The sequence below is a fragment of the Glutamicibacter sp. AOP12-B1-11 genome, from assembly GCF_052379245.1.
Classification (GTDB): domain Bacteria; phylum Actinomycetota; class Actinomycetes; order Actinomycetales; family Micrococcaceae; genus Glutamicibacter.
On record NZ_JBQSYL010000015.1, the window covers coordinates 13,627 to 27,257 of the forward strand.

At 59.8% G+C, this 13,631-nt stretch carries 15 protein-coding genes; 6 read left to right on the top strand and 9 right to left on the bottom strand.

The annotated features are described in order from the left end of the window. Window positions 1–166 precede the first annotated feature (166 nt). Entirely contained in the window at window positions 167–670 is a 504-nt protein-coding gene (locus ACT3UQ_RS10435; RefSeq protein ID WP_096289094.1) for a sigma-70 family RNA polymerase sigma factor, read from the top strand. Next, window positions 667–1,335, top strand: a complete 669-nt coding sequence (locus ACT3UQ_RS10440; protein WP_444637082.1) for a zf-HC2 domain-containing protein — start codon at window positions 667–669, stop codon at window positions 1,333–1,335. The genes ACT3UQ_RS10435 and ACT3UQ_RS10440 overlap by 4 nt, the downstream gene beginning before the upstream one ends. A 125-nt stretch (window positions 1,336–1,460) precedes the next feature. On the opposite strand, the gene ACT3UQ_RS10445 is transcribed toward ACT3UQ_RS10440, so the two are convergent. Further along, a complete protein-coding gene (locus ACT3UQ_RS10445; RefSeq protein WP_176484310.1) occupies window positions 1,461–2,975 on the bottom strand; it encodes an SDR family NAD(P)-dependent oxidoreductase in 1,515 nt (504 codons plus the stop codon). Window positions 2,976–3,008: 33 nt separating this feature from the next. Then, on the bottom strand, window positions 3,009–3,578 hold the full coding sequence (purN, locus tag ACT3UQ_RS10450; protein WP_096289096.1) for a phosphoribosylglycinamide formyltransferase: 570 nt from the start codon (window positions 3,576–3,578) through the stop codon (window positions 3,009–3,011). A 128-nt stretch (window positions 3,579–3,706) separates the two neighbouring features. Between purN and ACT3UQ_RS10455 the strand changes: the two genes are divergently transcribed. Next, complete coding sequence (locus ACT3UQ_RS10455; RefSeq protein ID WP_096289098.1) at window positions 3,707–4,228, top strand: DinB family protein; 522 nt, start codon at window positions 3,707–3,709, stop codon at window positions 4,226–4,228. Window positions 4,229–4,336: 108 nt separating this feature from the next. Continuing rightward, window positions 4,337–4,972: a hypothetical protein gene (locus ACT3UQ_RS10460; RefSeq protein ID WP_096289100.1), complete on the top strand. Its 636-nt coding sequence runs from the start codon at window positions 4,337–4,339 to the stop codon at window positions 4,970–4,972. Window positions 4,973–5,199: 227 nt separating this feature from the next. On the opposite strand, the gene ACT3UQ_RS10465 is transcribed toward ACT3UQ_RS10460, so the two are convergent. From ACT3UQ_RS10465 to ACT3UQ_RS10480, 4 genes are all read right to left on the bottom strand, one after another. Continuing rightward, window positions 5,200–6,489 carry a cell division protein PerM gene (locus ACT3UQ_RS10465; RefSeq protein ID WP_105554233.1) on the bottom strand — a complete coding sequence of 430 codons (1,290 nt, stop codon included), beginning with the start codon at window positions 6,487–6,489 and terminating at the stop codon, window positions 5,200–5,202. Between the two features lie 102 nt (window positions 6,490–6,591). Beyond that, complete coding sequence (locus tag ACT3UQ_RS10470; protein WP_096289104.1) at window positions 6,592–7,401, bottom strand: aldolase/citrate lyase family protein; 810 nt, start codon at window positions 7,399–7,401, stop codon at window positions 6,592–6,594. Next, window positions 7,386–8,171 (bottom strand): 2-oxo-hept-4-ene-1,7-dioate hydratase, encoded by a 786-nt coding sequence (gene hpaH / locus ACT3UQ_RS10475; RefSeq protein WP_096289106.1) that lies wholly within the window; start codon window positions 8,169–8,171, stop codon window positions 7,386–7,388. The genes ACT3UQ_RS10470 and hpaH overlap by 16 nt, the downstream gene beginning before the upstream one ends. Window positions 8,172–8,325: 154 nt before the next feature. Continuing rightward, window positions 8,326–9,012, bottom strand: coding sequence for a CE1759 family FMN reductase (locus tag ACT3UQ_RS10480; protein ID WP_444637083.1), 687 nt, complete (start codon window positions 9,010–9,012; stop codon window positions 8,326–8,328). 158 nt (window positions 9,013–9,170) lie between these two features. On the opposite strand from ACT3UQ_RS10480, the gene kynA reads away from it, so the two are divergent. Together kynA and ACT3UQ_RS10490 are read left to right on the top strand one after the other, a co-directional pair. Then, window positions 9,171–10,040, top strand: a complete 870-nt coding sequence (kynA, locus tag ACT3UQ_RS10485; RefSeq protein ID WP_096289271.1) for a tryptophan 2,3-dioxygenase — start codon at window positions 9,171–9,173, stop codon at window positions 10,038–10,040. 130 nt (window positions 10,041–10,170) lie between these two features. Next, window positions 10,171–10,872, top strand: coding sequence for a PaaX family transcriptional regulator (locus tag ACT3UQ_RS10490; protein ID WP_176484311.1), 702 nt, complete (start codon window positions 10,171–10,173; stop codon window positions 10,870–10,872). A 10-nt stretch (window positions 10,873–10,882) separates the two neighbouring features. On the opposite strand, the gene ACT3UQ_RS10495 is transcribed toward ACT3UQ_RS10490, so the two are convergent. The 3 genes from ACT3UQ_RS10495 to ACT3UQ_RS10505 all read right to left on the bottom strand — a co-directional run bounded on the left by ACT3UQ_RS10495 (window position 10,883) and on the right by ACT3UQ_RS10505 (window position 13,585). After that, a complete protein-coding gene (locus ACT3UQ_RS10495) occupies window positions 10,883–12,124 on the bottom strand; it encodes a CoA transferase (RefSeq protein WP_444637084.1) in 1,242 nt (413 codons plus the stop codon). 288 nt (window positions 12,125–12,412) lie between these two features. Next, window positions 12,413–13,159: a transglycosylase family protein gene (locus tag ACT3UQ_RS10500; protein WP_444637085.1), complete on the bottom strand. Its 747-nt coding sequence runs from the start codon at window positions 13,157–13,159 to the stop codon at window positions 12,413–12,415. 210 nt (window positions 13,160–13,369) lie between these two features. Further along, window positions 13,370–13,585, bottom strand: coding sequence for a hypothetical protein (locus tag ACT3UQ_RS10505; protein ID WP_141393623.1), 216 nt, complete (start codon window positions 13,583–13,585; stop codon window positions 13,370–13,372). Window positions 13,586–13,631: the final 46 nt, after the last annotated feature.

A 13,631-nucleotide genomic window follows, 5' to 3' on the forward strand; every position in this document is an offset into this window, starting at 1 on the left:
AGTTGCCCGCAGACTGCCCTCAATGTCTAAGACGCAGAGAAATGTGTTCTGGTTCATGTTTTTGCAGTTTTTTCTGCGCATACTTGGAATGTGAATGAACCATTTTCCGTACCGGCGCGTCTTAGTGGGTGAAGCTTTGCCCTCACGACGACCGACTGGAGCGAAGGTGCCATTAGACGCACAGGTAGTCTCCGACATCTACCGCGAGCATGGAGAGGCGCTGCGGCGCTTTGCCTTGCGTGTCGCGGACAATCGGGACGAGGCCGAAGATGTGGTGCAGGAGACCGTGCTAAAAGTTTGGAAGGCTGCGCCGGTATTGACCGGCTCGCTGCGCAGTTATCTGTTTGCGACGGCGCGCAATGTGATTATCGATCGGCACCGCCGGGCGGCTGCCCGAATTTCGGCTCAGCCCTTGGGCGAAACCGATCCGGAGGCCGGCGACACCTCGCGAGAAATATCCGAGGCCTTGGACCGGATACTGATGGAGGAAGCGCTCATGCGCTTGAGCTTCGAACACCGCAAGGTAGTTTTGCATCTGCATTATTTCGGTTCCACGGTGGCGCAGGCAGCACAGGATCTAGGCATCCCGGAGGGTACGGTGAAATCGCGGGCCTACTACGCGATGCGTTCCCTGCGCGGGATCTTGGAGGAGATGGGGGTTGGGCAGTGAACGAGCACATTGATCTTGGAGCGCATGTGCTCGGCGGGCTGAGCCCTGATGAGCAGGCTGCCTTCGAACTGCACCTGTCCGGATGCTTGGAATGCCGGCAGGAATTGGCTGTCTTCGCTCCCGTGGCCGGGCGTTTAGGTTCGGTGGACGCGGGCACTGCGCGGACCTTGCTGGAGCCGCGCCCCACAGAACCAGAGGTGACTGCCGAGGTTGATTTGCTGGACTCCTTGCGTGCCCGGCGGCGCTCGCGGCGCCTGATTCAGCGGTCGGCGCTCGCGGTCGCTGTCGCAGCTTCGGTGGCCGCCGGGGTCTTCCTGGCCCCGGTAGTGCGCCCAGCCCCGGCGCCGGATGCCACCTATGAGGTTGTTGGCCTCACCGGGCAACAGGTCGGTCTGGGGCTGAATGCAAAGGCCTGGGGCACCGAACTCCGATTCGAAGGTAGCGGACTTCCCACTCAGGGCACGCTGTCGCTCTGGGTGGTCGATTCCACCGGCGCGGTGGACCAGGCTGGCGCTTGGAGCGCCACGAAAACGGGCAAGACCCAGATGACCGGTGCCGTCCCCGTGCAGCTGGACGAGATTTCCTCGATTCAGTTGCGCGACGTCGATTCGAAAGTTCTCGCCGAGCTGCAATTGCCTGCGCATCCCGCGCCGCAGTCAAGCTAGCTGCTGGCGGTCCACCGCCGGCAGCCAGTGATCCTGCCATCCGGTTGGCGCCCGGCCAGCGTGGCGGGCAAGAATCTAGCCGCTCCCGGTACGAGCCTCGCTCAGCCCGGGATGTGGCCGGTGGCCTACCAGGGGGAGGGCTCGTAGTCCTTGAGGAAGCAGCCGTAGAGGTCGATGCCGCGTTCCCCGTCGACGATCGGCTGGTAGACCCGGGCCGCCCCGTCGATCAGGTCCAGCGGCGCGTGCCAGCCCTCGGCGACCATGCGGACCTTGGAGTCATGCGGGCGCTCGTCGGTGATCCATCCGGTGTCCACCGCGGACATCAGGATCCGGTCGGTGGCCAGCATTTCCTCGGCGCTGGTGCGCGTGAGCATGTTCAGCGAGGCCTTGGCCATATTGGTGTGCGGGTGCCCGGCGCCCTTGTAGCGTCGGGAGAACTGGCCCTCCATGGCCGAGACGTTCACGATGTACTTGCGGTGCGCGTCCGAGGCCGCCAGCGCCGGGCGCAGCCGCGAGGCCAGCAGGAACGGCGCGGTGACGTTGCACAGCTGCACCTCGAGCATTTCCAGCGCGTCGACGTCCCCCAGGATCTGCGTCCAGGAGTTTTCGGTGACCACGTCGGGCACCAGCCCGCCGGCGTCGATCGCGGTGCCGGTGGCAATTTTTTCGAGGGTGGCCGAACCCGCGGTCATCGCTAGTTCGGCGAGCGCCTGCGCATCGTATTGCGCGTGGGCTGCCGGTGCCAGCAGGGCTGAATCTTCGAGCCGGAACGCGCTGGCCAGCGCCTTGGGGTGTTCTGTCGGCGGATTGGCCTCGCCCCACAGTTCCGGTCCGCCGCGCACGAATTCGAGCTCAGCCGGAAGTTGCTGATGCTCGGCTTCGATCAGGTGCTGGTAGGAATTGGTGGTGCGCCGCACCGTCTGGGCCGCGTTATTGATCAGGATGTCAAGCGGGCCTTCGGCGGCGACGCGGTCGGCCAGCGAGATCACCTGAGCGGGGTCACGCAGGTCGATTCCGACGATGCGCAGCCGGTGCATCCAGTCTGCCGAGTCTTCGATCGCGGCGAAACGCCGGACCGCGTCGCGTGGGAAACGCGTGGTGATGGTGGTGTGGGCGCCGTCGCGCAGCAGGCGCAGCGCGATATGCATCCCGATTTTTGCCCGGCCACCGGTGAGCAGTGCGCGTCTTCCGCTGAGGTCTGCGCGGGCGTCCCGGCGTTCGCGGCCCTGCGCGGCACAGGCGGGGCAGAGGTAATGGTGGAAGGCATCGACCGTGGTGTAGCGCTGCTTGCAGATGTAGCAGCCGCGCGGGCGCAGGTATTCACCTGCGCTTTGCTCCGCGGCGGAGGAACTCAGATCCAGACCCAGGGTTTCGTCATCCAAGCGATGTGGCGAGCCGGTGGCGGTGCGTTCGATGACCGCCCGGTCTGCCGCGGTGATTTCGGCGCGCTTCTGGGATTTGCGGTGGCGTTTGGCGGCCTTGAACATGTTGCTGGTGGCACGGCGGACGGCGATATGCCGCTCATCCTCGCTGGGAAGCCGGTGCACCATGCCCAAGACCTTCAGGGCGGTTTCGAGTTCGGCTTCGGTAAAGTGGGCGTCGTCGCCGGTGGGCTCTGCCGGGTGTGGATGTTCAGTCATGTCGCCATCCAGTCTACTTTGTGCCGTTGCTGGCTACTTGCCCGTTGCCAGATCCGCCAAGGTATCGATCAGCAAGCGGCGTTCGACCAGCTTGATGCGTTCGTGCAAGGTGTCTTCGGTATCCTCGTCGCGCACTGCCACGGCTTCTTGACGTAGGATCGGGCCGGTGTCTACCCCGGCGTCGGCGATGTGCACCGTGCAGCCGGTGACCTTGACCCCATAGGCCAAGGCGTCCCGCACGCCGTGGGCTCCCGGGAAGGAAGGCAGCAAGGCCGGGTGAGTGTTGATGTACGTGCCGTCGAAAGCATCGATGAATTCCTCGCCGACAATGCGCATGAATCCGGAGGAAACCACGTAGTCGGGCCGGTAGGACAGGCACTTTTCGGTGAGCTCATGATTCCACTGCCCGCGGTCGGCGTAGTCCTTGAAATTGACCACGAAGGTTTCGATGCCGGCGGCCGCCGAACGCTCAACGCCGTAGGTGCCGTGCTTGTCCGCACCGACTGCGGCGATCTCTACATGAGGCAATTCGCCAGTTGCCACGGCGTCAATGACCGATTGAAGGTTCGAACCGGTTCCGGAAACAAGTACAACAATGCGCATACAGGCTATTCTACGGTTCCTTTGGCGTGCGGTTATCGCCGCCGCCGGCAGGTGAAGTAACGGCGCTCACAATAGCTGCGCTGCACAGCCTAGACTGGGCAGAAGCGCAACCAGAAAAGGAGCATGCCATGACCGAGATCATTCCGGATGACAAGAATTGGACCTTCGTCCTAGAATCCGTCTGCACCGAATGCCATCACGACGTGAGGAACGTGTCTCCAGCCGATGTTATCGAACAGCTCCCCCAGCTCGTCGACCGCTACCTGCTCGCATTGCGCCGCCCGCAGGCGCAAGAGCGCACCAGCCCGACGCGTTGGAGCGATCAAGAATATGTGCTTCATGTAGCCGAGATGCTGGTGACGATGACTCGCCGTTTGGAGCTTATGACCACTCAGGATGATCCGACCTTCCCCAGCTGGGACCAGGACCAGGCCGCCGAAAAGGGCAACTACAACCAGCTCGAAGTCGACGAGGCAGCAGCACGGTTGCGAGCCGCAGCCTCGCTCTATAGCAACAAGCTGGCCCGCATCGACAGCTCCGATTATGGCCGCAAGGGGCTGCGCTCCAATGGCGCAGCCTTCACCGTAGCTACTTTGAACCAGTACGCTTGGCACGATGTACTGCACCACATTTGGGATTTGAAAGCCTAGCGGACTACTAGGAGTTATTTATTTCAACCGTTTTTTGCCCCGCGGATCTCCTTGATTAGACTGCTTGATAAGCACGCCAAATCCTCACAGTTCAAGGACCGCAAGAGTATGAAGAATCATCACGCCGGCAAGGTATTGGTCTTGGCTCTCCTCGGGCTGTTCATGCTTTCGGCCTGCAGTGCCGATACCGCGTCCGAAGAAACTACCGCCCCGGTTCCGGACGCAACCGAACTAATGCCGGTGTTGAGCGAAGAAGCTGGAGACGCAGACCGGCTACCGGAGGGTTTCGAGACTTCCGAGGCCTACACCGCCGAAGCGCTGAGGATGTTGGCGCAGTCGAGTTATGGCGACCATTTTGTGGCCGAAGGCGTCAACGGCGAGCTCTGCTTGATCACCGTGGCCGCACCAAAAGAGCAAGGCATGGAACCCGAAGTCGCCGCCTCAACCTGTCCACCGGTCGAGCATGTGGCCGAGAACGGTATCCTGCTAGCGGTAACCGGCGGCGAGTCGAGTTTCGACGTGGTGACATTCCTGTTGCCACCGGATATTTCAGAGCAAACCGCCACCGAGACGATCAACAAGCTAGTACCCAATAATCACACCGACCTTCGTCCTGCGGTGGAAATCCTCAGCAATGATTCGGCCGTCTTGCTTGTCATGACTTCAGAGACTTCTCAGGAACTGGGCGATTTCCAGCTTCCCCGCCCGAATGGTGATTCGCTGACGATACGGCCATTGGATTAAAGCAAAAACGAACACCTTGGAATCTCAGATGCAATGATCTACGCTGAAACGCCAAAGTGCTCGACAGTTGATTCGGTCCATACGCGGGTGCGCCACCACCGCAGCGCTGTGCAAAAAGATCGCATGCTTTTCTGCGCCTCTCGCCCCGCTGGCTACAAGGCCCAACCAACTCGGAGGCCGGTTGCCCTTCGCTGAATTGAATGCGAACCTGAGGTTGCCGGGGTTTTCTATCCTTCTAGTACGGGATCAGTTTCGAACAAGGGAGCAACCAGATAGCCGATCGCGGTACCCAAACCAATTTGCAGCGCCAACGCGCCGGCGGTGATCCACATATGCGGGCCCAACTCGGTCAGCCGGCCAACGGCCAAGGAACCCGAAGATAACCATGAACCGCTCAAGCTCACGAGACCGGCGACTATTCCGGTGAAGATTGAAAGGCACATGGTGGACAGGCCAAGGGAGAGAATTGTAAAAGGGATGCGGCGGGCAAACCAATCTTCCAGATGGTTTTCTCCCACACGAAGGAAGTACCAGCCAGCAACGATTCCGGCAACTACCGGGAGCAAGAGAAATAGCCATTGATTTCCCGCTTCGCCCGAGGGCAATGCCGCGAAGAGCGGCATGGACGGCAGCGGACCCACGGTGGTTTCCAACGTTGAAAGCGTGCTTCCGGCGCCGATGCTAAAACCGCCACCGCTAATCCAAGACAGCACCCAAAATACCGCATTCGGGATCAGCCCCAGCTGCAGCAGGGTCAGCGCAAAGGAACCGATGGGGCCCGGACGCAGCTCCTGGTAAATATTTGCTACATCGGCCCAGTGCAATCCCACGGTCACACTCATCAAGATGCCGGAAATAGCTACGGCGGCCATATATCCGATGAAACCGGCCACGATGACGTGCCATACATAGGATCCGGCCCAACGCCGATGTGGCGAGACACGCGATATATGTGCCGCAACGTCGACGCCGATGAGCCTGCCCCAGGTACCGGCTTCCCGGCGTGCGCCAAAGATCAGTCCGATGAAGGCGATGATCAGCGGGATAAAGGTCGCCGGCACGACGTCTGCCCTCGCGTATGCGTTACTCGCCAGGAAGGCCATGCCGGTGCCGATGGCACCATAGGTAATGAATGCCCCTGCAAGGCCTTGCCACAACTGGTCGGTGTATGAGGCCCTCGCGATTCGCCGCCCTGCGCGCCAGCAGAAAATGAATGGCAGCAAGCTCAAGCCCAAGGGCAAAAGTGTCAACCACCCGGAGGCCGAGCTGGGATCTGCCTCCGGTCCGAGGTTCATGACTTCTAGCGGAACCCCGTGAATCAATAGCCACAGCAGGCCGCCAAATTGCAGGATCGTCTCAAAGGATTCTTCGAGGAATCCACCGCTGAAATACACCGCAACCAGGGGCACGATCAGCAGCGCCATGCAGAACACGACAGATTGCACAATCTCGAACACACCCTGCAGGGCAAGGGGCATTGGCCATCCGTTGCGCAAGCGCAGCATCACGGCTTTCATGGGTTTCTTTTCGCGGCTCATCATCTTCAATGGTGCCACCATTGCCGCCGCCCACTGAGAAGCGACGCGCAACGGCAACCCATCAGGTCATAGGACCGGAGGCTAGTAACTTGCCGGAGCAGCTGCCTGTCCATCGTCCTTAAAGCTCGCGGCCAATGCCTCGGTGGCCCGGGCAAGCAAGGCAACGTCGGCACCTACACCCACATAATCGGCGCCGGCTTCGATGTACTTTCGCGCACTTGCCTGATCGAAGGCATTCACACCGGCATATTTGCCGGCGGCTTTTGCTGCCTCGATGGACTGCAGCACGCCGGAGACCACATCCGGGTGGGCTTGCTGACCGATCACCCCCATTGATGCTGCCAGATCCGAGGGGCCGATAAAGATCCCATCGACACCTTCGGTGCCAACGATCTGGGCGACGTTTTCCACCGCTTCCGCCGATTCGATCTGCACCATCACGGTGATCGTTTCGCCTGCACGATGCAGATAGTCGGGAATTCGGTTCCAGCGCGCCGAGCGCGCCAGCGCCGAGCCAACACCGCGCACGCCAAGCGGCGGATAGTTGCAGGCGGCGACCGCGTTGGCCGCTTGCTGGGCATCGTTGACCATCGGGATGATCAGCGACTGCACGCCAAGGTCCAAGAACTGCTTGATAATGACCGGGTCGTTGACCGGCGGGCGCACTACCGGGATGGTGGAATAACCGCGCACCGCTTGGAGCTGCGCCAAGATATTCTGCAAGTCATTGGGTGAATGCTCGGCATCGATGAATACCCAGTCAAAGCCTGCGCCCGCGCAGATCTCTGCGTTGAGCGCCGAGGCGGAGCAGACCCAGATGCCGGTGAGCGCATGGTCTGCCTCGCGCAGCGCGTCCTTGAGCGACGGGTCGGGTTCTACTCGAAATGACATGTCACGGTTCCCATCGGTCCGTAGTCCGCGAAGACCGTGTCGCCCTTGTCCACCGGCATGGGACGGGTGAACGAGCCGGCCAGGATGATCTCCCCGGCGTTGAGTTTATCCCCGTGCGGAGCGATTTTGTTCGCCAACCAGTACACTCCAGCGGCCGGGTGGTTTAGCACGCCCGCTGCGACCCCGGTCTCTTCGATGGTCTGGTTCTTGAACAGGATGCCCGAGACCCAACGCAGGTCGATGGCATCCGGCTTCATCGGTGTGCCACCGATGACCATGGCACCCATCGCGGCGTTGTCGCTAATGGTGTCGACGATGCTGCGGCCCTTCATCTCAATGCGGGAGTCTAGGATCTCCAAGGCCGGAATCACATATTCGGTGGCCTCCAGCACGTCAAAAATATTCGCGTTTGGGCCTTCAATATCTTTCTTCAGTTTAAAAGCGAGTTCCATCTCCACTCGTGGGAACGTGTATTGATCCCAGTTGAAGGTGCACCCGGTGTCCAGCACCATATCTTCGAAAATGATGCCGTAGTCAGGTTCGGTGATTCCGGTCGCCATCTGCATGGCGCGCGAGGTCAAGCCGATCTTCCTGCCTGCCAAGACACGGCCGTTGGCTTCGCTGCGCTGGCGCCACAGGTTTTGCACCCGGTAGGAGTCCTCGACGGTCATTTCCGGGTAGCGTGCGGTCAGGAGCGGCACGGGCGTACGGGTAGCGCCTGCCTCGACAAGTTCATCGGCAATCGCCGTGATAATTTCCTCGGATAGCATCGACGGCTACACCTTTCGCATTCGAATTAAATCTACATGGGCTTTGTGGATGACATAGCTCACAAGTAAATATGCTATCGAGCTTCAAGGCTTCTGGCACATCGTACTAACATCCGCCGCCCGCAACGTCCGGAGGCAACGGCTAGATCGTGGATCAGCTTTTGCTCCCCTGGATGTTCGCCAGTAGGGCTTCGAACGGAAGTGTGGTTAGCGGGTCGTTGGGGTTTGCCGTGTCGCTGACCGATGGAGCAATCGAGCGCGTATCCGCCAGATCGGTATCGGCTTGGAGGTTTCCTCCATCTGCGGCAAGGGCCACAATGACCTCGCGAGCCACCCGCCGGGTGCGTACGGCCAGGGTCCCGGCAAGGCCCTCGCCGCCAAAATCTTCCGAAGCGGCAAAAACGGTAGTAGGCATGATCTGCGTACGCAGGTAGGAGAAGATCGGTCGCATGGCGTAGTCCACGGCAAGTTGATGGCGCTGCGAGCCGGCAGTTGCAGCCAAAACTACCGGCTTTCCGTCCAGCGACCTCGGATCCAGGATGTCGATAAAGGATTTGAACAGTCCCGAAATCGAGGCCGAAAAGACCGGAGTGACAGCCACCAGTACGTCGGAATTCACAACCGCATCCACGACTTCCTGCAGCGCAGGTGGAGCGAACCCGGTAAGCATGTTATTCACGATGTCCTGCGCAAATTCACGCAATTCTACGTTGAGTACGTCGGCTTGGACTCCTGCACCGGCCAGTTCCGCTGCGACGCTTTCACCGATCTGGCGCCCGAGCAGCGAGGTGCTCGAAGGGTTGCCCAGTCCGCCGGAGATGACCACGATTGATTTGCTCATTATTCCCATCCTGAATCCAAATTTTATATGCGTATGCATGTAATAACGGGCGGGCGGTTGATTCTATTCCCGCCCCGGCGCGAATGCCCCTGCAGCTCATCTTGGGAACTTGTTTTCATTATTGTGACGGTCGCAAAGATATTGATACGATGATCTTTATGAGCAATGACCATGCAGAGTCCAAGAATCAGCGCGACATCGAGTCCGGCGTTCGCACCGATTTCCGAAATGCCATGTCGTACGGAAGCTACCTGGATTTGGAACGCATCCTTTCGGCCCAGCACCCGGTCAGCGTCCCAGAGCATCACGACGAAATGCTGTTCATTATTCAGCACCAGACCAGCGAACTCTGGCTGAAGCTGATGCTGCATGAACTGCTCGAAGCTCGCCGGCTGATCGACTCGGACGACCTCGGCAAGGCCCTGAAATGCCTCGCTCGTGTGAAACATATCCAGAAAACCCTCACCGAGCAGTGGTCTGTTCTCGCAACGCTCACACCACGCGAATACGCGCAGTTCCGTGGTTTCCTCGGCTCATCCTCGGGTTTTCAGTCATTCCAATACCGTGCGGTGGAGTTTATCCTCGGCAACAAGCACGAAGGCATGCTCAAGGTGCACGAATCAGACCCGAAGGCACACGAAACGCTCACCGAGCTACTGCACGAACCAACACTTTACGACGCCTTCCTCGCTGCGCTTTCGCGCAAGGGCTACCAGATCTCCTCAGAAATCCTCGAACGCGATGTCACCAAGCCCTGGGAATTCCAAGCGTCGCTAGTGCCAATCTTCAAGGAAATCTACGAGTCCGAAGATACCGTGTGGAATCTCTACCAGGCCTGTGAAGACCTAGTGGATCTGGAAGACAACTTCCAAGCTTGGCGCTTCCGCCACTTGCGCGTGGTGCAACGAACCATCGGCTTCAAATCCGGGACCGGCGGCTCATCAGGCGTCAGCTTCCTGAAACGCGCACTGGACCTGACCTTCTTCCCCGAGCTCTTTGCGGTGCGTACAGAAATTGGCTCCGACTAGCCCCCTTGCCGCATTCGCCCTTGATGATTTCGAGTCTAGGACCGGTAGCGCGGCGTCGGTGGTACGCACCATTGCCGGCCTCTACCTGCGCCATGAGACAACGCCGGTTCCACGTCCCCGAATCATTGAGATGGCTCGAGCGGCAGGGGTGTCGACTCCCGCAGCACAGACCGCTGTTTCGCGGCTCATCGACCGCGGTGTACTGGAAACCGCGGGGCCTGCGGCACTTTCGGTGACCACGCCCGCTATGGCGATGTTTGCCCGCGGCAATAGGCGTATTTTCACTCCGCGTTGCATGGAACATTCCGATCGTTGGGTCCTTGTCGCTTTTTCCTTGCCGGAAGCCCTGCGCGCCACCCGGCATCAGCTGCGCAAACATTTCGTCCAGTTAGGTGGAGGCCTCGTCTCGGCTGGCCTGTGGATCTTCCCCGAATATTTGCAATCCGAGGTCTTGGAAGTCCTGGGAGCCTTGGACGCGAGGAACTACGCCACGCTTTTCATTTCGGAGACATTCGACCACCCGGGATCGGCCCGTGAAGCCTCCGCACAGTGGTGGGACTTGGACAAATTGGCCAAACTCCACCGCTCTTTTCTTGCTGCCACGGCGGGACTCGACGCGACGTCGATAGACGCTGAAGATGCCTATCTCGGCTATGTCGTGCTCATTGATGCGTGGCGAGCCATCCCGTACCTTGATCCGGGTCTCCCCGAACAGATGCTCCCCGATAACTGGCCTGGCCAAGCAAGCCGGGAGCGGTTCGTGGAAATTTCGGCCGCCTTCAAAGACCGGGCTGCGGCACATGCCGAGCACCTGCTGCGCTTGGCGGGCTGAAATCCTTCGATTAGCGCCAGACGGGCTCATCTGTGCCGTAGGGAGCCGGCGGCCCTGCATAATCAAGTGCCAGGCCTCCACACGATAGAGCTGGCGGGGCATAGGTCAGTTCTCCGAACGTACTGTTGATCTTGCGCACTGCGGGTTGACCCAGCGGTTCGATGTCCGCAGTTGGCAAGGGCTGCTCCAGCAGTGCCGTAGCCGTGCGAACCAGCGAGAATCTCGCGTGGCCGGTCATTCCCTGGGTTCTTCGCGCAGCCGCCAAGGACACCACGGCCGCAGCCATCCCGTATCCGGTTGCATGATCCAGCGCCTGCACCGGCAATGCGCCCGGTCTGCCCTCGGCGTCCCGGTAGATATCCGCGATACCGCATGCGGCTTGTACGATGCTGTCGAAGCCACGACGCTTTGCGTAGGGGCCGGTGTCACCCCATGCGCACAACTCGACGATGATTAGATTCGGATAGCGTTCGCGTAGCTGCTGAGTCCGCAATTCGTGCGCCGCTAAAGCACCGGGACGGTACCCGAGTAAAACCACGTCTGCTTCGCTCAACAGCTCATGCACGGTGTTTGCCTGCCGCAGATCGCGCAGGTCAATTTCCGTGCTTCGCTTTCCGAATCCGGTTTCTATGTACTGGCCCTGCAGTTCGGGCATTTGCGGAGGATCGACACGTAGGACGTCGGCACCCAACATCGCTAGGGTACGCGAGGAAGTGGGTCCCGCTATGACCCGGGTGAAGTCCAGGACGCGTAGCCCTCGAAGCGGCTTGGCTAAGTCTTGAGAATATTTCCACAATCGGCCCTGCGACACCTCGCTCATCGCGAACTCGACCCAAGGTCCGGCGGCAGCCGCTTGCCCCATTGCCGTAGCTTGCCATTGCGCGCGCGTTCGAACCTCTGCCGCGATCCCTCCGCAGGCGGTGATCAGTTCGACGACGTCGCCGGCTTCAACCATCAGAAGAGACTCAGCGAGCCGTTCGGGGCGGTCAATCCTCAAGGCTTGGAGCAGGGCGCGACGGTGATGCGGATAATTCGCGTGCGTGCGTATCCAGCCGTCGCTCGTTTGATAGAACCCAGAACAGGCATCGAACGCATCTCTTCGTTGCCCAGCGATGCGCAAGTGTTTCGTGGAAGCAAAGGCGGCGGCAGCCCTGCGAGCATCGATGGTGAACAAATCTTGGCTGCCGGTCAGCTGATTAACGGCCGCGGCACATAATTCGGTGGAGGCAATCGTTAGCCCCTCAACGTCCAAAGGCCCACCCCACCACCGCCGGGGCCCACTCCAGTTCTTTGCACGCAGAGCTGGAAGCAGCCCACACTGGGCAAATTCGGCATCGAGTGAAGGCACATCTCGGAGCTGGGAGGTACTCATCCCCGCGTGAACTGACTTTTAGGCATGTGGCTAGCGTGCCATTGCGCTCAATCACAGGCAAATGCTGCGGATACCGCGGTGCCTGCCCTGCAGACGCAGGGTTAAACACCTTGAGCTCGTGCCATTACCCAGCTGGGTAATGGCACGAGCTCAAGACCAAAAGCGAAATTAGTTCGCTGGTACGTTCAGGGTCTGACCAACCATGATCAGATCTGGGTCATTCAACTGATCGTCGTTCAGCACGAACAATCCACGCCAGTCCTTGACGCCCAAGCTGTCAGCAATCTTCGCAAGAGTATCGCCGGACTTTACGGTGTAGTCCTTGCCCGAGTCGGTAACCTTGATGTTGAAAACTGGTGCCTGAGGTGCCGCTTCAACGTGCTTGCCAGCGCTTGGCTGCGTGACCTTCTTGGAGCTACCGGTGCGCTCCAACGACTGCGAAGGCGCAGCCTTCTTGGTGGTCTGCTGCTTTGGCGCTGCCTGCTGCTTTGGCGCTGCCTGCTGCTTTGGAGCCTGCTTCTTTGGAGCTTCCTTCTTTGGAGCTTCCGGAGCCGAGTTGCCCGATGGCGTGCCGCTCAGCCCAAGCTTCGCCGAGCAAGCTGGCCACGCACCCCAACCCTGTCCGGCCTGGACCTTGGTGGCGATACGAATCTGCTCGGCCTTCGAAGCCTGGTTAGGCATGCCACTGCCTCCGAATGCCTTCCAAGTCTGAAGCGAGAACTGCAAGCCACCGTAGTAACCGTTGCCGGTGTTGATGGACCAGTTGCCACCGGATTCACACTGTGCAAGCTTGTCCCAGCTGCTAGCCGCGGAAGCCGGCACGGTCGAGGCGACGACTGCGGTGCTTGCTACTGCTACGGCGGCCAAGGTGGCTCCACCGCGACGAATGATGTTTTTGGTCTTCTGCTGGATCATGACTCTCCAGTGCCCTTCCACGCTCAGGCCTTCCTAGGCCATCCCTGTGCACCGCTCTGCGTCGCATTTCGACTTTTTTTGAAGTACTGCCCTGGTGAGCGGTTTGGAAGTCCCGGCAGTAGGTGTTTCCCCATAACACTGCGAGTGTTATCGAAACGTTATAAATGACCATAGCGCACGACCCCGCACCCTACGCAACTCAGGATTCTTTCAGAAACCCCGTAAATACAGGTCAAAACGGCCAAAGAAATTTTTTCGACGATCCCTTTTTTGGGCGATTTCTTCGAATCCACCGCCGAAGTTGTTATCTTTTCTAAGTGGATCTTGCTTGTGCTTTTGTGATACAGCTTTCACCGTTTTCTCGCTGTGTCCTCCACCTAGGTTCACTGCCCGATGGTGCACTAACGAGAAAGTTTGTTTCCTCACCGTTCGCCACCTCCTTGCCTCCCGAGCCGCTGATTGGGAAACTTCG

Coding starts and splice junctions, on each gene's coding strand:
- ACT3UQ_RS10445 (WP_176484310.1), bottom strand. CDS start 2,975: ATGACTGAACATCCACACCCGGCAGAGCCCACCGGCGACGACGCCCAC.
- purN (WP_096289096.1), bottom strand. CDS start 3,578: ATGCGCATTGTTGTACTTGTTTCCGGAACCGGTTCGAACCTTCAATCG.
- ACT3UQ_RS10455 (WP_096289098.1), top strand. CDS start 3,707: ATGACCGAGATCATTCCGGATGACAAGAATTGGACCTTCGTCCTAGAA.
- ACT3UQ_RS10460 (WP_096289100.1), top strand. CDS start 4,337: ATGAAGAATCATCACGCCGGCAAGGTATTGGTCTTGGCTCTCCTCGGG.
- ACT3UQ_RS10465 (WP_105554233.1), bottom strand. CDS start 6,489: ATGAAAGCCGTGATGCTGCGCTTGCGCAACGGATGGCCAATGCCCCTT.
- ACT3UQ_RS10470 (WP_096289104.1), bottom strand. CDS start 7,401: ATGTCATTTCGAGTAGAACCCGACCCGTCGCTCAAGGACGCGCTGCGC.
- hpaH (WP_096289106.1), bottom strand. CDS start 8,171: ATGCTATCCGAGGAAATTATCACGGCGATTGCCGATGAACTTGTCGAG.
- ACT3UQ_RS10480 (WP_444637083.1), bottom strand. CDS start 9,012: ATGAGCAAATCAATCGTGGTCATCTCCGGCGGACTGGGCAACCCTTCG.
- kynA (WP_096289271.1), top strand. CDS start 9,171: ATGAGCAATGACCATGCAGAGTCCAAGAATCAGCGCGACATCGAGTCC.
- ACT3UQ_RS10490 (WP_176484311.1), top strand. CDS start 10,171: ATGGCTCGAGCGGCAGGGGTGTCGACTCCCGCAGCACAGACCGCTGTT.
- ACT3UQ_RS10500 (WP_444637085.1), bottom strand. CDS start 13,159: ATGATCCAGCAGAAGACCAAAAACATCATTCGTCGCGGTGGAGCCACC.